Below are 18,864 nucleotides of genomic sequence, written 5' to 3'. Positions count from 1 at the left end.
CCTTTCTTATTCCAACTGACGATAAAAACTGCCGCTTAGGCGACACTTCTTTTAAATCTCAAGAACGTATTCAGCAATGCTCACAGGCGGCTGAGGTCGTTGACCAGGGCAAGCAACATGACCCCGATAACCAGACTGATGCCGATCTGCATCCCCCAACCCTGAACCCGCTCAGACAAGGGGCGACCACGCACCCACTCGACCAGATAAAACAGCAGATGCCCACCATCCAGTACAGGAATGGGCAGCAGATTGAGAACCCCCAGGCTAATACTCAGATATGCAAGGAATTTCAGGAAATCCCCCAGCCCTGACTCAGCTGAAGCGCCCGCCACTTTAGCAATGGTTATCGGCCCACTCAAGTTTTTTACCGAGAGCTCACCGAACAGCATTTTCTTGAGGGAATCGAGGGTCAGCAGGCTCATGGACCAGGTTTGACGCATGCCCTCGACGACGCCATCGAGCGGACCGTAGCGCACCTCGCGGAGCATCTCTGGCGGCCACTCGACACCCTGCACACCCGCGCCCAGATAACCGCTGCGAGCTTCCCCTTCACCGCGCGACGCCAGTGTCAGCTGCACGTCCCGCTCCTGTCCCGCGCGCTCGAAGCGCAGCGTGACCGCCTCACCTGGCAATGCCCTTACACGATCAACCAAACCCTGCCAGTCAACGAGCGGCTCGCCATCGAGTGCCAGCAGTCGATCTCCGGCCTGCAAGCCTGCAGCATAGGCAGGCCCCTTGGAATCCACCTCAGCCAGAACCGGCTCCAGCACTGGGCGCCAGGGGCGAATCCCCAGCGAGCCAATCGGGTCCGGCTCGTCGACGCCGCGCAACCAGTTATCCAATTGCACCTGCTTGGGCGCTTCAACCGTGGAGCCCGGCTCGAGCACGCGCAGATCGAGCGTACCGCTCTCGCCCAGACGCCTTACCAGCTGCAGATTGACCGCCGCCCAACCACTGGTGGCCTCGCCGTTGACTGCAACGATCTCCTGCCCAGCACGCAGCCCGGCCACTTCCGCCAGGCTGTCCGGCTGCACGCCACCGATCACCGGCCGAACCTGCTGACTGCCGAGCATGGCGACGAACCAGAAGAACAGCAGCGCCAGCAGGAAATTGGCCAGCGGGCCAGCGGCAACAATGGCGATGCGCTGGCGTACACTCTTGCGATTGAAGGATTGCTCGACCAGTTCGGGCGGTACATCGCCCTCGCGTTCATCAAGCATCTTGACGTAGCCGCCCAGAGGAATGGCTGCTACGACGAACTCAGTGCCCTGGCGGTCGTGCCAGCGCAACAGTGGCGTACCGAAGCCAACGGAAAAGCGCAGCACCTTGACGCCGCAGCGGCGAGCCACCCAGAAGTGTCCGTACTCGTGAAAGGTGACCAGGACACCCAGTGCGATCAGGGTGCCAACCAGCATGTACAACCCACTCATTTCACTTCTCCAGCCCTACGAGCCGCTCAAGTACAAGACCAACGTCGGCGTGATCAACGACCAACGAGCCACTGCCCAGCCAGTTCACGCGCACGGGCATCGGCCTCGAATACTGCGTCGAGCGCTTCGACAGCCTGCACAGGCTGGGCGTTCAACACGGACTCAATCATACGCGCGATATCAGTGAAACGGATGCGCCGCTGAAGGAAAGCCTCGACTGCCACCTCATTGACCGCGTTGAGCGTCGCCGGCGCACTGCCGCCGACCTGCGCTGCCTCACGCGCCAGGCGCAAACAGGGGAAACGCTGCTCGTCGGGACGTTCGAAATCCAGTCGACCGACGGTAAACAGATCCAGAGGCGATACGCCCGAGTCGATACGCTCCGGCCAGGCCAAAGCATGCGCGATGGGCGTGCGCATGTCCGGATTACCCAGCTGGGCCAGTACCGAACCGTCGATGTAATCGACCAGCGAATGAATCACGCTCTGCCGGTGGATGACCACCTCGATCTGCTCGGGGCGGGCATCGAATAGCCAGCAGGCTTCGATCGACTCGAGCCCCTTGTTCATCATGCTGGCCGAATCGACCGAGATCTTGCGCCCCATCGACCAGTTCGGATGCGCGCACGCCTGCTCCGGCGTGACATGCTCCAGATCGGCCAACGGCGTTTCGCGAAAAGGCCCACCGGAAGCCGTCAGTAGTACGCGACGCACACCAACCGCCTGCAGACCGCGCGAATAGTCGCCCGGCAAGCATTGGAAAATCGCGTTGTGCTCGCTATCGATGGGCAACAGCACCGCCCCGCTCTGCTTGACCGCCTGCATGAACAAGGCGCCGGACATCACCAGGGCTTCCTTATTCGCCAGCAGCACTTTCTTGCCGGCCTGCACGGCTGCCAGGGTCGGCTTGAGGCCCGCAGCGCCAACAATGGCCGCCATTACGCAATCGACGGCGGCGTCGGCAGAGACGGCGCACAGCCCTGCTTCGCCAACCAGCACTTCGGTCGCCAGCCCGGCAGCGCGCAAATTGTTCTGCAACTCGAGCGCTGAATCGTCATCAGGCACCACCGCGTAGCGCGGGCGATGCTGCACGCACAGCACCTGCAGCTCTGCCAAGCGCGAAAAGCCCGTCAGCGCGAAGACGCTGTAGCGCTCAGGATGGCGCGCGATCACATCCAACGTGCTGAGGCCGATAGAGCCAGTAGCCCCCAGCACGGTGACCTGCTGCACTGCGCTCACAGCGCGCCCCAACCCGCGAGCCAGAGCAATGCAGCGAACAGCGGAATGGCCGCCGTCAGGCTGTCGATGCGATCCAGCACACCGCCGTGACCCGGAAGCAGATTGCTGCTGTCCTTGATCCCGGACTGACGCTTGAACATGCTTTCGGTCAAGTCGCCAACCACGGAAATCAGCACCACCACGGCAGCACCGGCAAGAGCCAGCAGCAGCCCACCAGCGGACCAGCCTTGCTGCAGCCCGACCAACAGGGTGATCAACAGACTGGCCGCGAGACCACCATAGAGGCCTTCCCAGCTCTTGCCCGGACTGACTTTGGGCGCCAGTTTGCGCTTGCCAAAGGTTTTTCCGGAAAAGTAAGCACCAATGTCCGCGCCCCAGACCAACACCATAACGGCGATGATCAGCGCATTGGCTTGCGGCCACTGCTTGAGCAGAACCAGACCCTGCCAAGCCGGCAGCAGAATCAGCAAACCAATCAGCAAACGCCCCGGCACTCCGCCCCAGAAACGACTGCTATCGGGGTAGGTCATTACCAGAAAGGTGGCGACCAACCACCACAGCACAGCCACCACCAGCAGCAGCGGGGCAACGACAGGCACCATGTACAGCAGGCCGAGCAAAACGGCCACTGCAGCCGCGTAGGTCACACGCAGCGACTGAGCCTCGAACCCTGCCAGACGCGCCCATTCCCAGGCACCCAGCGTGACCACTGCACCGATGAACAGGGCAAAGGCACCGCCATCGAGCAGAAAAAAACCGCCCAGGGCGATGGGCAACAGCACCAAAGCCGTGATGATTCGTTGTTTGAGCATTAAGAGCGCGCCTCAGCTTCCACCTGCTCGCTGGTCTTGCCGAAGCGACGCTGGCGGGTAGCGAAATCAGCCAGCGCCTTGCGCATGGCCTCATGCTTGAAGTCCGGCCAATAGAGGTCGGAAAAGTACAGTTCGCTGTAAGCGAACTGCCAGAGAAGGAAGTTGCTGATGCGGTGCTCGCCCCCAGTGCGAATGCACAGGTCGGGTAACGGCAGGTCACCGGTGGCCAGGCAGCCCTGAAGCAATTGCGGCGTGATGTCTTCAGGCTGCAGATGGCCTGCCTGCACTTCACGGGCCAAACGCTGAGCGGCCTGAGCGATATCCCACTGACCGCCGTAGTTGGCAGCGATCTGCAAGGTGAAACGACGGTTTCCGGCTGTCAGCAGCTCGGCGTCGCGCATGGCCGCCTGCAACTCGGGATGAAACCGCGAGCGGTCCCCAATGATGCGCAGGCCGATGTCGTTATCCAGCAGCCGCTTGGCCTCACGACGCAGCGCCCCCAGGAACAGCTCCATCAGCGCGCCAACCTCTTCGGCCGGACGCTGCCAGTTCTCGCTGGAGAAGGCGAACAGGGTCAGCACCTCGACGCCAGACTCGGCACAGACCTCGATCACCGCGCGAACCGCGTCGACCCCGGCCTTGTGCCCCGCCACACCCGGCAACAGGCGCTTCTTCGCCCATCGGTTGTTGCCATCCATGATGATGGCGACATGCCGCGGCACCGCACCCTGCTTGTTCTTGTCCATGTATGGGCGCCCAGCCGTCAAACAGCCATCAGGTCCGCTTCTTTCACCTCGAGCGCCTTGTCGACATCACCGATGAACTTGTCGGTGATCTTCTGCAGCTCATCTGCAGCGCGACGTTCTTCGTCTTCGCTGATTTCCTTGGCCTTGGACAGCTTCTTCAGCTCGGCCAAAGCATCGCGACGCACGTTACGCACGGCGACCTTGGCATCTTCGGCAACGCCGCGCGCCTGCTTGGTGTAGCCCTTGCGGGTTTCCTCGGTCAGGGCCGGCATCGGCACACGAATGGTGGAACCAGCGCTGCTCGGGTTCAGACCCAGGTCCGAGGTCAGGATGGCTTTCTCGATCGCAGCGCCGAGAGTCTTGTCATGCGCGACGATCTTCAGGGTACGCGCGTCCTCAACGGTGATCGCTGCTACCTGATTGAGCGGCATGTCGCTGCCCCAGGCCGGTACCTTGATGCTGTCGAGAATGCTCGGATGGGCACGACCGGTACGAATGGAAGCCAGGTTACGACCCAGCGCTTCCAGGGACTTGCTCATGCGTTCCTGAGCGTCTTTCTTGATGTCGTTGATCATTGTGCATCCTCCTCGATCAGTGTTCCTTCGGCGCCACCCACTACAACGTTCAGCAGTGCGCCGGGCTTGTTCATGTTGAAGACCCGCAGCGGCATGTTGTGATCGCGGCACAGGCAGATGGCCGTCAGATCCATCACACCCAGCTTGCGATCGAGCACCTCGTCATAAGTCAGGCGCTCGAACTTCTCGGCATGCGGGTCTTTGAACGGGTCGGCAGTGTACACGCCATCGACCTTGGTCGCCTTCAGTACAACGTCCGCATCGATTTCGATGGCACGCAGGCAGGCAGCCGAGTCGGTAGTAAAGAAGGGGTTGCCGGTGCCAGCAGCGAAAATTACTACCTCACCGGTCTTCAGGTGGCGCATGGCCTTGCGGCGGTCATAGTGATCGGTCACGCCGACCATGGAGATCGCCGACATGACGATGGCCGGGATGTTCGAGCGCTCCAGCGCATCGCGCATGGCCAGCGCGTTCATGACGGTCGCCAGCATGCCCATGTGGTCGCCGGTTACGCGATCCATACCCGCAGCGGACAACGCCGCGCCACGGAACAGGTTGCCGCCACCAATCACCAGGCCGACTTGCACGCCGATGCCGACTAGCTGGCCGACTTCAAGCGCCATACGGTCGAGCACCTTGGGATCGATGCCGAAATCTTCCGAGCCCATCAGGGCCTCGCCGCTAAGTTTGAGCAGAATGCGTTTGTAGCGAGGTTGGCGACCAGTTGTCTGCTGAGCCATTGCAAGTCTCTCCTGCGGCGATATGAAATTCGTCAGCAACGCGTTCGAGCGCTGCGATTATCCGGCACTTCGACAGCGCCAACGGCCGTTCATTGAAACGACCGCTACTTTATTCGTCATCCCTTATTCGGCAAAGAGGCCGCCCGCGCAAACGGGCAGCCTCTTTGGGGACACGTACCGAAAACGATTACTGCTTGCTGGCGGCCAGCTGGGCAGCAACTTCTTCAGCAAAGTTGTCAACCGGCTTCTCGATGCCTTCGCCCACTTTGAAGTAGGTGAAGGAAACGATTTCAGCGCCAGCTTTCTTGGCCAGCTCACCGACCTTGATTTCCGGGTTCTTGACGAACGCCTGCTCAACCAGGCTGGCTTCTGCCAGGAACTTGGAGATACGGCCGGCAACCATCTTCTCGGCGATATCGGCAGGCTTGCCCTTGAGCTTCTCTTCGTTCAGTTGCAGGAAGACAGCCTTCTCGCGCTCGATCGCTTCAGCCGAAACGTCGCTTGGCAGCAGGAATTCCGGGTTGCTTGCAGCAACGTGCATCGCGATGTCTTTGGCCAGCTCGACGTCGCCGCCCTTCAGAACAACGGCAACACCGATCTTATTGCCATGCAGGTAGGAACCGACAACGTCACCCTCAACACGTACCAGACGACGGATGTTGACGTTTTCGCCTACTTTGGCGACCAGAGCGGTACGCTCGGCTTCCTGAGCTTCGATCAGCGGAGCCGCGTCGGTCAGCTTGTCAGCGAATGCCTTGTCTACGCTGCTGGTAACGAAATTCTTGAAGTCGTCCTGCAGAGCCAGGAAGTCGGTCTGCGAGTTAACTTCGATCAGCACGGCGGCCTTACCGTCGGCCTTGACGGCGATAGCGCCTTCAGCAGCAACGTTGCCAGCCTTTTTGGCAGCTTTGATGGCGCCGGAAGCGCGCATATCGTCGATGGCTTTTTCGATGTCGCCGCCAGCCTTGGTCAAGGCCTTTTTGCAATCCATCATGCCTTCGCCGGTACGCTCGCGCAGTTCTTTAACCAGTGCTGCAGTAATCTCTGCCATTTTGAAAATCCTCTCGGTAGGTCTTCAACCATCGCCCGCATCACGGACGATCAAATCTTTGAGTGGCAAAAAGGGGGCCTAGCCCCCTTTTTGCACAGCGCGTAACGCTAGATGCTTTGCGTTACCGCTTAGCCTTCGGCGCTCTCGGCAGCCGCGGCTTCTTCGATGAACTCTTCAGTGGCGCCGCCAGCGTTGCTGCGACCACGAATCACGGCGTCGGCCATGGCACCCATGTACAGCTGGATGGCGCGGATGGCGTCGTCGTTACCCGGGATGATGTAGTCAACGCCTTCCGGGCTGCTGTTGGTATCGACGATGCCGATAACCGGGATGCCCAGTTTGTTGGCTTCGGTGATAGCGATGCGCTCGTGGTCAACGTCGATTACGAACAGTGCGTCCGGCAGGCCGCCCATGTCCTTGATACCGCCCAGGCTGCGATCCAGTTTTTCCAGATCACGCGAACGCATCAGGGCTTCTTTCTTGGTCAGCTTGGCGAAAGTACCGTCCTGGGACTGAACTTCCAGCTCACGCAGACGCTTGATCGAGGCGCGGATGGTTTTGTAGTTGGTCAGCATGCCGCCCAACCAGCGGTGATCGACGAACGGCGAGTTGCAACGAGCAGCTTCTTCGCGAACGATCTTGCCAGCGGAACGCTTGGTGCCGACGAACAGGATCTTGTTCTTGCCAGCAGCCAGCTTCTCAACGAAAGCCTGAGCTTCGTTGAACATCGGCAGGGTTTTTTCGAGGTTGATGATGTGAATCTTGTTGCGCGCGCCGAAAATGTACTTGCCCATTTTCGGGTTCCAGTAACGGGTCTGGTGGCCGAAGTGCACACCGGCCTTCAGCATATCGCGCATGTTGACTTGGGACATGATAGTTCCTTGATAAGTCGGGTTAGGCCTCCACGCATCCCAGCTTCCAACCCTCGAACTTGTCGAAAGGCACCCAGGAAACCGTGTCGATACGTGTGTGGGTTTAAGCTTTCGGGCTTAGTGCCCGTAAAGCGGCGCGTTTTATACCACACAAAGCCGGCTCAGGCTACAAAAGCTGGCAAACAACGCAGTAACGTCCTGCAGCGGTTGCGGCGCCCTTTGGGGCTGGCACAGCGAAGCTGCTAATATAGCGACCTTTCCGTTCGTGCCCGAGAGCTTCATATGACCGTCACCATCAAATCCGCCGAAGAAATCGAGAAAATGCGCGTCGCTGGCCGCCTGGCCGCCGAAGTGCTGGAAATGATCGGTGAGCACGTCAAGCCAGGCGTCACCACTGAGGAAATCGACCGCATCTGCCATGACTATATCGTCAACGTGCAGCAGGCGATTCCCGCCCCGCTCAACTACAAGGGTTTTCCCAAGTCGATCTGCACCTCGATCAACCACGTGGTGTGCCACGGCATCCCCAACGACAAGCCACTGAAAGACGGCGACGTGCTGAACATCGACGTGACCGTGATCAAGGACGGCTACCACGGCGATACCAGCAAGATGTTCATGGTCGGCAAGGTGGCCGAGTGGGCCGAGCGCCTGGCCAAGATCACCCAGGAATGCATGTATAAAGGCATCGAGCTGGTCAAACCCGGCACCCGCCTGGGCGATATCGGCGAAGTGATCCAGAAGCACGCGGAAAAGAACGGTTTCTCCGTGGTCCGCGAATACTGCGGCCATGGCATTGGCGCGGTCTTCCACGAGGAGCCCCAGGTGCTGCATTACGGCAAGGCCGGCACCGGCATGGAGCTCAAGGAAGGCATGACCTTCACCATCGAGCCTATGATCAACCAGGGTCGCCCGGAAACCCGCCTGCTCGGCGACGGCTGGACCGCCATCACCAAGGACCGCAAGCTCTCGGCGCAATGGGAGCACACCGTGCTGGTCACCGCCGATGGCTACGAGATTTTCACCCTGCGCAGCGATGACACCATCGCGCGCACCTCAGCTGGCCACTGACTCGTAGGGTGCGCCATGCGCACCATGAACTGAAACGGTGCGCACGGCGCACCCTACGACCCCTTAATAAGGAAGGCAACTGCATGCCGCAGATGGACCCCGAACTGTTTGACCGCGGTCAGTTCCAGGCCGAGCTGGCGTTAAAATCCAGCCCCATCGCCGCATTCAAGAAGGCCATCCGCGGTGCGCATGAAGTGCTCGATGCGCGCTTTCGCGACGGCCGCGACATTCGCCGACTTGTCGAGGATCGCGCCTGGTTCGTCGATCAGATCCTGCAGGAAGCCTGGAAGCGCTTCACCTGGAGCGAGGACGCCGACATCGCCCTGCTCGCAGTCGGCGGCTACGGTCGTGGCGAGTTGCACCCCTATTCGGACATCGACCTGCTGATCCTGCTCGACAGCAGCGACCACGAAATCTTCCGCGAGCCCATCGAGGGCTTTCTCACCCTGCTCTGGGACATCGGCCTGGAGGTCGGCCAGAGCGTGCGCTCGGTCGACGAATGCGCCGAGGAGGCACGCGCTGACCTGACGGTGATCACCAACCTGATGGAAAGCCGCACCATCGCCGGCCCAGAGCACCTGCGCCAGCGCATGCAGCAGGTGACCAGCACCGACGCCATGTGGCCGAGCAAGCACTTCTATCTGGCCAAGCGAGAAGAACGCAAAGCCCGCCATGGCAAGTACAACGACACCGAGTACAACCTCGAACCCAACGTCAAAGGCTCGCCGGGTGGTTTGCGCGACATCCAGACCGTGCTCTGGGTCGCGCGCCGCCAGTTCGGCACGCTCAACCTGCAGGCCCTGGTCGGCCATGGCTTTCTGCTGGAAAGCGAGTACGCCCTGCTCTCCTCCAGCCAGGAATTCTTGTGGAAGGTGCGCTACGCCCTGCACATGCTCGCCGGACGCGCCGAAGACCGTTTGCTGTTCGATTACCAGGTGAAGATCGCCGCCCTGTTCGGCTACAAGGACGGAGAAGGCAAACGCAGCATCGAACACTTCATGCAGAAGTACTACCGCGTGGTGATGGGGATTTCCGAACTGTCGGACCTGATCAACCAGCACTTCGAGGAAGTCATCCTGCGCGCCGGCGAAAGCAACCCGGCCACACCGCTGAACAGCCGTTTCCAGGTGCGCGACCGCTACATCGAAGTCACCCACCCGAACGTGTTCAAACGCACGCCCTTCGCCATCATCGAAATTTTCGTGCTGATGGCGCAGCACCCGGAAATCAAAGGTGTACGCGCCGACAGCATTCGCCTGCTGCGCGACAGCCGCCACCTGATCGACGACGAGTTCCGCAAGGATATCCGCAACACCAGCCTGTTCATCGAACTGTTCAAGTGCAGGGAAGGTATTCACCGCAACCTGCGGCGGATGAACCGCTACGGCATTCTCGGCCGTTACCTGCCTGAGTTCGGCCATATCGTCGGGCAGATGCAGCACGACCTGTTCCACATCTATACGGTCGACGCGCACACGCTCAACCTGATCAAGCACCTGCGCAAGTTCCGCTGGCCGGAACTGGCGGAGAAATTCCCGCTGGCCAGCAAACTGATCGACAAGCTGCCCAAGCCGGAACTGATCTACCTCGCCGGCCTGTATCACGACATCGGCAAGGGCCGTGGCGGCGACCATTCGGAACTGGGCGCAGTGGACGCCGAGGCCTTCGCCCGCCGCCATCACCTGCCGACCTGGGACAGTGCACTGATCGTCTGGCTGGTGCAGCACCACCTGGTGATGTCCACCACTGCGCAGCGCAAGGACCTCTCCGACCCGCAGGTGATCCACGACTTCGCCCAGTTCGTCGGCGACCAGACTCACCTGGACTACCTCTATGTACTGACCGTGGCCGATATCAACGCCACCAACCCCAGCCTGTGGAACTCCTGGCGCGCCAGCCTGCTGCGCCAGCTCTACACCGAGACCAAGCGCGCCCTGCGCCGCGGCCTGGAGAACCCGCTGGACCGTGAAGAGCAGATTCGCCAGACGCAAAGCGCGGCCCTGGACACCCTGGTACGCGGCGGCACCGACCCGGACGACGCCGAACAGCTGTGGAGCCAGCTCGGCGACGACTACTTCCTGCGTCACACCGCCACCGACGTGGCCTGGCATACCGACGCCATTCTCCAGCACCCCAACGATGGCGGCCCGCTGGTATTGATGAAGGAAACCACCCAGCGCGAATTCGAGGGCGGCACGCAGATCTTCATCTACGCGCCGGACCAGCATGACTTCTTCGCCGTGACCGTGGCCGCGATGAGCCAGCTCAACCTAAATATTCACGACGCTCGGATCATCACCTCCACCAGCCAGTTCACCCTCGACACCTACGTGGTGCTGGATGCCGACGGCGGCTCCATCGGTAACAACCCCGCGCGTATCCAGCAGATTCGCGAAGGCCTGATCGAAGCGCTGAAGAACCCGGACGACTACCCGACCATCATTCAGCGCCGCGTACCGCGCCAGCTCAAGCACTTCGCCTTCGCGCCGCAGGTGACCATCCACAACGACGCGCAGCGCCCGGTGACCATCCTCGAGCTGACCGCACCGGACCGCCCCGGCCTGCTGGCGCGCATCGGGCGCATCTTCCTCGAATACGACCTGTCGCTGCAGAACGCCAAGATCGCCACCCTGGGCGAGCGCGTCGAGGACGTGTTCTTCGTCACCGACGCCAACAACCAGCCGCTGTCCGACCCCGAGCTCTGCGCGCGCCTGCAGGAAACCATCGTCCGCCGCCTGTCAGAGCCGAGCATTCAACCGCAGAGCCTGCAGATAAATATTTGATCGAGCCGCCCCGCTTTCCGACGTAAACGAGATAACGATGAATCCAGCCCTCGACCAGCTCCAGCCCTACCCCTTCGAGAAACTGCGCGAACTGCTCGGCAGCGTACAACCGGCCGCTGACAAGCGTCCGATCGCGCTGTCCATCGGCGAACCCAAGCATCGTTCGCCGGACTTCGTCGGCCAGGCGCTAACCGCCAATCTCGACAAGCTCGCTGTCTACCCGACCACGCTCGGCCTGCCAGAGCTGCGCCAGAGCATCGCCACCTGGTGCGAGCGCCGTTTCGGCGTGCCCGGCGGCTGGCTGGATGCTGCGCGCCACGTGCTGCCGGTCAATGGCACGCGCGAAGCGCTGTTCGCCTTCACTCAGGCGGTGGTCGACCGCAACGCCAAGGGCCTGGTGATCAGCCCCAACCCCTTCTATCAGATCTACGAAGGTGCGGCCTTCCTCGCCGGTGCCGAGCCACACTACCTGCCGTGTCTGGAAGCCCACGGTTTCAACCCGGACTTCGATGCCGTGCCGGCGGAAATCTGGAAGCGCTGCCAGATCCTGTTCCTCTGCTCGCCGGGCAACCCCACGGGTGCGCTGATCCCGGTTGAGACGCTGAAGAAACTGATCTCCCTGGCTGACGAGCACGACTTCGTCATCGCCGCCGACGAGTGCTACAGCGAGCTGTATTTCGATGAAGACGCACCACCGCCCGGCCTGCTCAGCGCCTGCGCCGAGCTGGGCCGCAGCGATTTCGCCCGCTGCGTGGTGTTCCACAGCCTGTCCAAGCGTTCCAACCTGCCAGGGCTGCGCTCGGGCTTCGTCGCCGGTGACGCCAGCATCCTCAAGCACTTCTTGCTGTACCGCACCTACCACGGCTGCGCCATGCCGGTACAAACCCAGCTGGCCAGCGTTGCCGCCTGGAACGACGAAGCGCACGTACGCGCCAACCGCGATATGTACCGCGAGAAGTTCGCCGCCGTGCTGGACATCCTCGCCCCGGTGATGGACGTGCAACGCCCGGATGGTGGCTTCTACCTGTGGGCACGCACCCCGGGTGATGACACCCTGTTCACCCGCGACCTGTTCGCCGCCGAGCACGTTACCGTAGTGCCGGGCTCGTACCTGTCGCGCGAAGTGAACGGCGTCAACCCTGGCGCCGGCCGTGTACGCATGGCGCTGGTTGCACCACTGGCCGAGTGCATCGAAGCCGCCGAGCGCATCGCCCGCTTCATTCGCGGCGCCTGAGCGACTTCAGAAGCAGTCGCGGCTAAAGCCCCTCCCACAGCTAATTGATTTGTAGGAGGGGCTTTAGCCGCGAACCTCTGACTCCGTAGCCCGGATGCAATCCGGGGATAGCCCGCCCAAGGCCTCCCGGATTGCATCCGGGCTACGCCTATCCGTGACTCAACTCTTGTGCAGGCGCGCCTCGGCGATATCCAGATCACGCAGGATCTCGGTCAGCATATCGTCGTCCAACTCGTTGTCCTTGCGCATGCGATACAGCTCCAGCCGTTGGGTGCGCAGCGCCTGCAGGCGCAAGCGATACTCCAAACGGTCCACTTCACGCTGCTGCTCGCGTGCTTCGTCGCCATCATGGGCGCGCTCCAGCAGATCGCGGTACTCGCTCATCAGCCGCGCCTTCACCTCCACCGAGGTGATCGCGCCCTCGGCATCGGCCGCGCGCTCATCTTCGGACTCCAGGTAGCGAATCGCCGACTCCAGCATCAGCGCACGGTGGCGATTGAGTTCACGCTCGCGCAGGGCGGCGTTGTCCTGCGGAAGTTGTAGCAGGATCGGCGTGCGCAACTGGCGAAACTGCCCCTTGGGCATGCGCCAGCCATCAACGAACAGCAACGGCGGGATGAACAACAGCAGAAACAACTCGGGATCGAGCCGCACATGCAGCCCCAACACGGGAATCGCCAGCAGCGCACCGATCAGAATCTGCAGCAGCGGCAGTGGCAGGGGAATGAACTGGGCGGTAATGCGGGTGCCACTGACCACCAGCAACATGGTCAGAATGGTGTAGAGCAATTGCATGGCGTGGAACCGGCGGGAACGAGCGGGAGGCCGTGATTCTAGCGCCGTAACACATCGCAGCGACAGCCACCGCCATGCAAGGACACGACGTGGCATAATGGCCCGCCGTATTTACCGGACCTTCCGGCACGCCACTCATCAGAGGAAGATCAATGAGTTACGTCCTGTATGGCATCAAGGCCTGCGACACGATGAAAAAGGCCAGAACCTGGCTCGATGAACACCAGGTCGACTATGCCTTTCACGACTACAAGAGCGTCGGAATCGACCGTGCAAACCTGGAAAAGTGGTGCAACGAGCATGGCTGGCAGACCATCCTGAACCGTGCAGGCACCACCTTCCGCAAACTGGACGACGCGCAGAAAGCCGATCTCGACCAGGCCAAGGCCATCGAACTGATGCTGGCCCAGCCATCGATGATCAAGCGTCCGGTACTCGACCTGGGCGACAAGACCTTGGTCGGCTTCAAGCCGGATAACTACCAAGCCGCGCTGGCCTGATCACTCTCACCCGATTTCGTTGCAAGGAACCCATCTTAATGAGCACCTCCCTTTACAGCATCGCCTTTGGTGTTGGCACCCAGAACCGCCAGGGCAACTGGCTGGAAGTCTTCTACGCCCTGCCGCTGCTCAACCCGGCCAGCGAGCTAGTGGCCAAGGCCACTGAGAAGCTCGGCTATCAAGGCGGCAACCAGGCCATCACCTTTACCACTGCGCAAGCCGCCGATCTGGCCGAAGCCCTGAAAGGCGTGGACTCTGCACAAGCGGCGCTGCTGACCCGCCTGGCCGAAAGCCACAATCCGCTGGTCGCCACCTTCCTGGCTGAAGACGCCGCCCTGACCAGCACCCCGGAGGCCTACCTCAAGCTGCACCTGCTGTCGCATCGTCTGGTCAAGCCGCACGGCCTCAGCCTGGCCGGCATCTTCCCGCTGCTGCCCAACGTGGCCTGGACCAGCCAGGGCGCTGTCGACCTGAACGAGCTGGCCGAGCGTCAACTGGAAGCGCGCCTGAAGGGCGAGCTGCTGGAAGTATTCTCGGTGGACAAGTTCCCGAAAATGACCGACTACGTGGTACCGGCCGGCGTGCGTATCGCCGACAGCGCCCGTGTGCGCCTGGGCGCCTATATCGGTGAAGGCACCACCGTGATGCACGAAGGCTTCGTCAACTTCAACGGCGGCACCGAAGGCCCGGGCATGATCGAAGGCCGCGTTTCCGCTGGCGTATTCGTCGGCAAGGGCTCGGACCTGGGCGGCGGTTGCTCGACCATGGGTACCCTGTCCGGTGGCGGCAACATCATCATCAGCGTCGGCGAAGGCTGCCTGATCGGCGCCAACGCCGGTATCGGCATCCCGCTGGGTGACCGCAACACCGTCGAAGCCGGTCTGTACATCACCGCCGGCACCAAGGTGAACCTGCTCGACGAGGGCAACGCCCTGGTCAAGGTGGTCAAGGCGCGCGACCTGGCTGGTCAGCCTGACCTGCTTTTCCGTCGCAACTCACTGACCGGCGCCGTGGAGTGCAAGACCCACAAGTCGGCCATTGAGCTGAACGAAGCCCTGCACGCCCACAACTGAAAAGTTGGTTTAACGCTGCTGCGCTAGCCCATACTGCGTTGCAATAAGGCTCGGACGCTCATTTACACCAGTAAATTCCGCGTCCTCGCCTTATCGCGCCTTGTCTGGCCGTCGCTCGCTACACGTTAAACCCAACTTTTAACCGCCGGATGATCTCTGGAAGCATCCATGTCACTGATCTCCCCCTGGCGTGCCGACTTCCCCGGCATTCTCGCCCTCGCAGCCGAAGGCCAGACCTACCTGGACAGCGCCGCCACTGCGCAAAAACCGCAGGCGGTGCTGGACGCTTTGCTCGGCTACCTGGCCAGCGGCGTGGCCAACGTGCATCGCGCCCAGCATCTGCCAGGCGAACGCGCCACCCGTGCCTTTGAGGCGACACGCAGCCAGGCGGCGCAGTGGCTGAATGCGGCCAGCGCCGAGGAGATCATCTTTACCCGCGGCACCACCGAATCATTGAACCTGCTGGCCTACGGCCTGGAGCACTTGCTGCAGCCGGGCGAGCAGATCGTCATCAGCGCACTAGAACACCACGCCAACCTGCTGCCCTGGCAGCAACTGGCCAAGCGTCGCGGCCTGGAACTGGTGGTCCTTCCGCTCGATAACGCTGGCAGCATCGACCTGCAACAAGCGGCCCGGCTGATCGGCCCACGCACCCGCCTGCTGGCAGTCTCGCAACTGTCCAACGTACTGGGTCGCTGGCAGTCGCTGGACGAGCTGCTGGCACTGGCACGCACGCAAGGCGCCCTCACTGTGGTCGACGGCGCTCAAGGGGCGGTGCATGGTCGTCATGACCTGCAAGCGCTGAGCTGCGACTTCTACGTCTGCTCGTCGCACAAGCTCTACGGCCCGGATGGCGTCGGCCTGCTATATGGCCGCCGCGAAGCGTTGGGCCAATTGCAGCACTGGCAATTCGGCGGCGAGATGGTGCTCGATGCCGACTACCACGAAGCGCGCTTTCGCCCTGCTCCACTGGGTTTCGAGGCCGGCACACCAGCGGTTTCTGCGGTAATCGCACTGGGCGCTGCACTGGACTGGCTGAACGGCCTGGATCACGCAGCCGTGGCACGTCATGAGGCGACCCTGCATGCCGAACTGCTGGCCGGCCTGCAGGCGCGTGACGGTGTTCGCCTGCTGGGCCAACCCCAATTGGCCCTGGCCAGCTTTTGTGTCGATGGCGTGCATAACGCCGACCTGGCGCACCTGCTCAGCGAACAGGGTATCGCCGTGCGCGCCGGGCATCACTGCGCCATGCCGCTGATGAAAGGCCTCGGCCTGAATGGTGCGATTCGCGTGTCGCTCGGCCTGTACAACGACGGCGAGGACCTGCAGCGCTTCTTCAGCGCCCTGGATAACGCCCTGGAACTGCTGCGATGAAATTCCGCCAATTGCTCGTTGCAGGAGTGGCTTCAGCCGCGAATATCTACACCCGGTCCATCGCGGCTGAAGCCGCTCCTACATGCTACGGGAGTCTCTCGCCATGAGCCTGCCAGTCGCCGCTCAGGAAGCACTGGCAGCTTTTACCGCCTGCCCCGGCTGGGAGCAGCGCGCGCGCCTGCTGATGCAATGGGGTGAGCGCCTGGCGCCATTGAGCGACGCCGAGCGGGTCGACGAGCACCGTGTGCATGGCTGCGAGAGCCTGGTCTGGCTGATCGCCGAGCGCCATGGTGAGCACCTGCACTTTCGCGCCAATAGCGACGCTCGCCTGCTACGCGGCCTGCTTGCCGTATTGCTGGCGCGGGTCGATGGCCTTAGCGGTGACAAACTGGCGGCGCTCGACCTGGTCGACTGGTTTGGACAATTGGGCCTGCAACGGCAGCTCTCGCCGTCACGCAGCAATGGGCTCAATGCGGTGCTGCAGCGCATGCGAGAACTGGCGCAAGAAAGCTAGAAGCCGGTTCGGCATCGCCCGGCATCGATGATGTATGCTCGCGGCCCTCAAACTCATGGAGCGAGTCATGCCTATTTTTATCCGCGTAGGGCTAGCCGCCCTGCTCAGCATCGCCTTGGTTTACTTCGGCCCTCAGTTTCTTGGAGGAATGCTGGCATTTCTGCCGGACGCCGTTTACGAGGTGCTGCCAATGCACCCCTTCATCTTGATCCTGCTCTTGTCCGGTCTGCTTGCCGGGATTTGCCTGGCGCTGATGGCTCCGAATCGGCGTCTCGTCACCAGCGGCTTGGCCGCATTCGGATTGATCGCCCTGGGCAGCATCAGTTTCTATAGCAATCTATGCAGCCCAGAAGAAACGCAGCGCATCCGTGATGACTGGGCCGCCATCCCCCAGTACAACCTGGGACAACCCCTGGATCAGCAACCCTTGCAATTCGGTGCGCTCACCAGCGTCAGCTACGACTGCATATTGCCTGAGACTGGCTGGAACAGCGTAGGCGCTATCACAGGGGATCTGTTGACCAGCGTTCTGGGGGGTAGCCTTGGGCATATTGCTGATCCCGCGCCGCCGGCAGCGGTCAACCGCCGAAATCATCTAGGCATTGTGCAGCGAGGCTCAGCCCCGCTCACGCAAGGTCAAACCCCGCAGGAAATTGCGCAGAATCTGGTCGCCGCACTCGCGAAAATGCTTGTGCCCCGGCGCACGGAACAGTGCGCTGAGCTCGGTCTTGGTCATCGGCAGGTCAGCCGCTTGCAGAATGGACTGAATATCATCGTCACGCAGCTCGAAGGCCACGCGCAGCTTCTTCAGGATCAGGTTGTTGGTCAGGCGCTTTTCCACCGGCAAGCGCGGCCGGCTGTCGTCCTTGCCACGCTTGTGGAACACCAGCCCTTCGAGCACGTGCGCCAGCAGCACATCGTTGCACGAGCGATAGCCTGGCTCGTCCTCGTGCAACAGACAGGCCGAGATCAAACCCGGCTCGACGGGATAATCCGCCAGCCGGCAGAGTTCTTCCAGCTTGGCGTCGCTGACGTCTAACAGATAGCGCAGGCTGCGCAGTACATCGTTATTGAGCATGCAAAAGACTCTTGAGAACGGAATTCGGCGAGTGCCGTTCAATCTCGCGCCAGCGGAGTTGACTGGCTGGGTTTCCAGTCATCGGCATCGCCGGAGTTGAGTGCCTGCTGCAGTCGCTGCAGATCACCACGATTGGCGAACTCACGCAGCCCGGCATTGAACTTGCGCAACAGCATGACACTTTCCGGATCATCCTTGCGAAACAACAGGCGCAAAGGCTCTGTATTGAGCTGACGCGGATGGTGAATGATGTTACCGCCGTCTTTTGGAAACAGCCGGCGCAACATGGCGTAACCCACAGCACGATCCTGCGGGTGCAAGTCGATGCGCCCCAGTTCAAGCAGACGGAAGCTGGTGTCTTCCTTGCCATTTTGCTCGACGTTGAGCCGACCGGCCTGCAACGCTGCATCGAACGCCGGGCCGTAGGAGTAACCCAGAGTCGTGCCAATGCGGTAGCTCAGTAAATCCTCGACCGTAGTCCAGTCGAACGCCTGCTCGCGACGATGGAACAGGACTATCTCTCCGCGCACCAGCGTGTCGCTACAAATCCCATAGTTGAGCCGGCTGGGCGTACAGCTGTAGGGCATGATCGCGTGCAACTGCCCCTGCTGCAGCATCAGCACATTGCGGTCCCAGGGACGAAAGACGTACTCGACCTGATAGCCCGCCTCAGCAAAGACAGCGCTGATCAGACGCGCCAGAGCACCACCGTCACTACGCTCCTGATCGACGTAAGGCGCCCAGTCGCCGGTACCGATAAACAACTTCTTAGGTTCAGCCTGAACCGGTCCCATCGCCACCCACAACAAAGGCAACGCCAGGGAGGCGAACATCCGTGCCCAGCGTCTTTTCAGAGAGACGCTACAAAACAGGTACGACACAAATCACCTCTGATACGAATCATCTACGACGCCTCCCTGTCAGTTACGGCAACCTCTCCCATCTCGCCCCAGCATAGTCAAACGAAGCATGGCC

Annotated in this window: 17 protein-coding genes and 1 pseudogene; 7 read left to right on the top strand and 11 right to left on the bottom strand. The window is 61.5% G+C overall.

Annotated features, from left to right (window positions below; translation table 11 throughout):
• Window positions 1-80 precede the first annotated feature (80 nt).
• From rseP to rpsB, 8 genes are all read right to left on the bottom strand, one after another.
• Complete coding sequence (rseP, locus tag RTH74_RS19950) at window positions 81-1,433, bottom strand: sigma E protease regulator RseP (protein ID WP_316915805.1); 1,353 nt, start codon at window positions 1,431-1,433, stop codon at window positions 81-83.
• Window positions 1,434-1,486: 53 nt separating this feature from the next.
• The gene (gene ispC, locus RTH74_RS19945) at window positions 1,487-2,671 is read right to left on the bottom strand and encodes a 1-deoxy-D-xylulose-5-phosphate reductoisomerase (RefSeq protein WP_316915804.1); all 1,185 of its coding nucleotides are present in this window, start codon (window positions 2,669-2,671) and stop codon (window positions 1,487-1,489) included.
• On the bottom strand, window positions 2,668-3,483 hold the full coding sequence (locus RTH74_RS19940; RefSeq protein WP_316915803.1) for a phosphatidate cytidylyltransferase: 816 nt from the start codon (window positions 3,481-3,483) through the stop codon (window positions 2,668-2,670). The genes ispC and RTH74_RS19940 overlap by 4 nt, the downstream gene beginning before the upstream one ends.
• A complete protein-coding gene (gene uppS / locus RTH74_RS19935) occupies window positions 3,483-4,229 on the bottom strand; it encodes a polyprenyl diphosphate synthase (RefSeq protein ID WP_125881129.1) in 747 nt (248 codons plus the stop codon). Before uppS ends, RTH74_RS19940 begins: the two co-directional genes overlap by 1 nt.
• Window positions 4,230-4,246: 17 nt before the next feature.
• Complete coding sequence (frr, locus tag RTH74_RS19930) at window positions 4,247-4,804, bottom strand: ribosome recycling factor (RefSeq protein WP_099523484.1); 558 nt, start codon at window positions 4,802-4,804, stop codon at window positions 4,247-4,249.
• Window positions 4,801-5,544, bottom strand: coding sequence for a UMP kinase (pyrH, locus tag RTH74_RS19925; RefSeq protein WP_004424012.1), 744 nt, complete (start codon window positions 5,542-5,544; stop codon window positions 4,801-4,803). Before pyrH ends, frr begins: the two co-directional genes overlap by 4 nt.
• A gap of 187 nt (window positions 5,545-5,731) precedes the next feature.
• Entirely contained in the window at window positions 5,732-6,595 is an 864-nt protein-coding gene (tsf, locus tag RTH74_RS19920; protein WP_099523486.1) for a translation elongation factor Ts, read from the bottom strand.
• 128 nt (window positions 6,596-6,723) lie between these two features.
• Window positions 6,724-7,467, bottom strand: a complete 744-nt coding sequence (gene rpsB / locus RTH74_RS19915) for a 30S ribosomal protein S2 (RefSeq protein WP_106734965.1) — start codon at window positions 7,465-7,467, stop codon at window positions 6,724-6,726.
• A gap of 282 nt (window positions 7,468-7,749) precedes the next feature.
• Here rpsB and map point away from each other — a divergent pair, with 282 nt between their 5' ends.
• The 3 genes from map to dapC all read left to right on the top strand — a co-directional run bounded on the left by map (window position 7,750) and on the right by dapC (window position 12,555).
• Window positions 7,750-8,538, top strand: a complete 789-nt coding sequence (gene map / locus RTH74_RS19910; protein ID WP_099523490.1) for a type I methionyl aminopeptidase — start codon at window positions 7,750-7,752, stop codon at window positions 8,536-8,538.
• Window positions 8,539-8,621: 83 nt separating this feature from the next.
• Window positions 8,622-11,321, top strand: coding sequence for a [protein-PII] uridylyltransferase (locus tag RTH74_RS19905; RefSeq protein WP_316915802.1), 2,700 nt, complete (start codon window positions 8,622-8,624; stop codon window positions 11,319-11,321).
• 37 nt (window positions 11,322-11,358) lie between these two features.
• The gene (gene dapC / locus RTH74_RS19900; RefSeq protein WP_316915801.1) at window positions 11,359-12,555 is read left to right on the top strand and encodes a succinyldiaminopimelate transaminase; all 1,197 of its coding nucleotides are present in this window, start codon (window positions 11,359-11,361) and stop codon (window positions 12,553-12,555) included.
• A 543-nt stretch (window positions 12,556-13,098) separates the two neighbouring features.
• On the opposite strand, the pseudogene RTH74_RS24280 reads toward dapC, so the two are convergent.
• Window positions 13,099-13,350, bottom strand: a pseudogene (locus tag RTH74_RS24280) (cation:proton antiporter); the annotation flags it as partial.
• A 152-nt stretch (window positions 13,351-13,502) separates the two neighbouring features.
• On the opposite strand from RTH74_RS24280, the gene RTH74_RS19890 reads away from it, so the two are divergent.
• The 4 genes from RTH74_RS19890 to RTH74_RS19875 all read left to right on the top strand — a co-directional run bounded on the left by RTH74_RS19890 (window position 13,503) and on the right by RTH74_RS19875 (window position 16,811).
• Window positions 13,503-13,850: an ArsC family reductase gene (locus RTH74_RS19890; protein ID WP_099523498.1), complete on the top strand. Its 348-nt coding sequence runs from the start codon at window positions 13,503-13,505 to the stop codon at window positions 13,848-13,850.
• 38 nt (window positions 13,851-13,888) lie between these two features.
• The gene (dapD, locus tag RTH74_RS19885) at window positions 13,889-14,923 is read left to right on the top strand and encodes a 2,3,4,5-tetrahydropyridine-2,6-dicarboxylate N-succinyltransferase (RefSeq protein ID WP_316915799.1); all 1,035 of its coding nucleotides are present in this window, start codon (window positions 13,889-13,891) and stop codon (window positions 14,921-14,923) included.
• A 168-nt stretch (window positions 14,924-15,091) separates the two neighbouring features.
• Window positions 15,092-16,297 (top strand): cysteine desulfurase, encoded by a 1,206-nt coding sequence (locus RTH74_RS19880; protein WP_316915798.1) that lies wholly within the window; start codon window positions 15,092-15,094, stop codon window positions 16,295-16,297.
• Window positions 16,298-16,400: 103 nt separating this feature from the next.
• Window positions 16,401-16,811: a SufE family protein gene (locus RTH74_RS19875; protein WP_316915797.1), complete on the top strand. Its 411-nt coding sequence runs from the start codon at window positions 16,401-16,403 to the stop codon at window positions 16,809-16,811.
• 616 nt (window positions 16,812-17,427) lie between these two features.
• Here the strand turns inward: RTH74_RS19875 and RTH74_RS19870 are convergent.
• Window positions 17,428-17,889: a DUF1456 family protein gene (locus RTH74_RS19870; RefSeq protein WP_125836057.1), complete on the bottom strand. Its 462-nt coding sequence runs from the start codon at window positions 17,887-17,889 to the stop codon at window positions 17,428-17,430.
• Between the two features lie 38 nt (window positions 17,890-17,927).
• Window positions 17,928-18,722 (bottom strand): substrate-binding periplasmic protein, encoded by a 795-nt coding sequence (locus RTH74_RS19865; RefSeq protein ID WP_125881119.1) that lies wholly within the window; start codon window positions 18,720-18,722, stop codon window positions 17,928-17,930.
• Between the last annotated feature and the right edge of the window lie 142 nt (window positions 18,723-18,864).

The organism is Pseudomonas sp. zfem001 (genome assembly GCF_032621725.1).
Classification (GTDB): domain Bacteria; phylum Pseudomonadota; class Gammaproteobacteria; order Pseudomonadales; family Pseudomonadaceae; genus Aquipseudomonas; species Aquipseudomonas sediminis.
The sequence above is the reverse complement of the archived record's forward strand: the minus strand, read 5'-3'. Positions and strand labels throughout refer to the sequence as shown.

Bases quoted from the DNA above. Each gene is read 5' to 3' on its own strand.
- rseP (WP_316915805.1), bottom strand. From the start codon at position 1,433: ATGAGTGGGTTGTACATGCTGGTTGGCACCCTGATCGCACTGGGTGTC.
- RTH74_RS19940 (WP_316915803.1), bottom strand. From the start codon at position 3,483: ATGCTCAAACAACGAATCATCACGGCTTTGGTGCTGTTGCCCATCGCC.
- uppS (WP_125881129.1), bottom strand. From the start codon at position 4,229: ATGGACAAGAACAAGCAGGGTGCGGTGCCGCGGCATGTCGCCATCATC.
- frr (WP_099523484.1), bottom strand. From the start codon at position 4,804: ATGATCAACGACATCAAGAAAGACGCTCAGGAACGCATGAGCAAGTCC.
- pyrH (WP_004424012.1), bottom strand. From the start codon at position 5,544: ATGGCTCAGCAGACAACTGGTCGCCAACCTCGCTACAAACGCATTCTG.
- tsf (WP_099523486.1), bottom strand. From the start codon at position 6,595: ATGGCAGAGATTACTGCAGCACTGGTTAAAGAACTGCGCGAGCGTACC.
- rpsB (WP_106734965.1), bottom strand. From the start codon at position 7,467: ATGTCCCAAGTCAACATGCGCGATATGCTGAAGGCCGGTGTGCACTTC.
- map (WP_099523490.1), top strand. From the start codon at position 7,750: ATGACCGTCACCATCAAATCCGCCGAAGAAATCGAGAAAATGCGCGTC.
- RTH74_RS19905 (WP_316915802.1), top strand. From the start codon at position 8,622: ATGCCGCAGATGGACCCCGAACTGTTTGACCGCGGTCAGTTCCAGGCC.
- dapC (WP_316915801.1), top strand. From the start codon at position 11,359: ATGAATCCAGCCCTCGACCAGCTCCAGCCCTACCCCTTCGAGAAACTG.
- RTH74_RS19890 (WP_099523498.1), top strand. From the start codon at position 13,503: ATGAGTTACGTCCTGTATGGCATCAAGGCCTGCGACACGATGAAAAAG.
- dapD (WP_316915799.1), top strand. From the start codon at position 13,889: ATGAGCACCTCCCTTTACAGCATCGCCTTTGGTGTTGGCACCCAGAAC.
- RTH74_RS19880 (WP_316915798.1), top strand. From the start codon at position 15,092: ATGTCACTGATCTCCCCCTGGCGTGCCGACTTCCCCGGCATTCTCGCC.
- RTH74_RS19875 (WP_316915797.1), top strand. From the start codon at position 16,401: ATGAGCCTGCCAGTCGCCGCTCAGGAAGCACTGGCAGCTTTTACCGCC.
- RTH74_RS19870 (WP_125836057.1), bottom strand. From the start codon at position 17,889: ATGCTCAATAACGATGTACTGCGCAGCCTGCGCTATCTGTTAGACGTC.
- RTH74_RS19865 (WP_125881119.1), bottom strand. From the start codon at position 18,722: ATGTTCGCCTCCCTGGCGTTGCCTTTGTTGTGGGTGGCGATGGGACCG.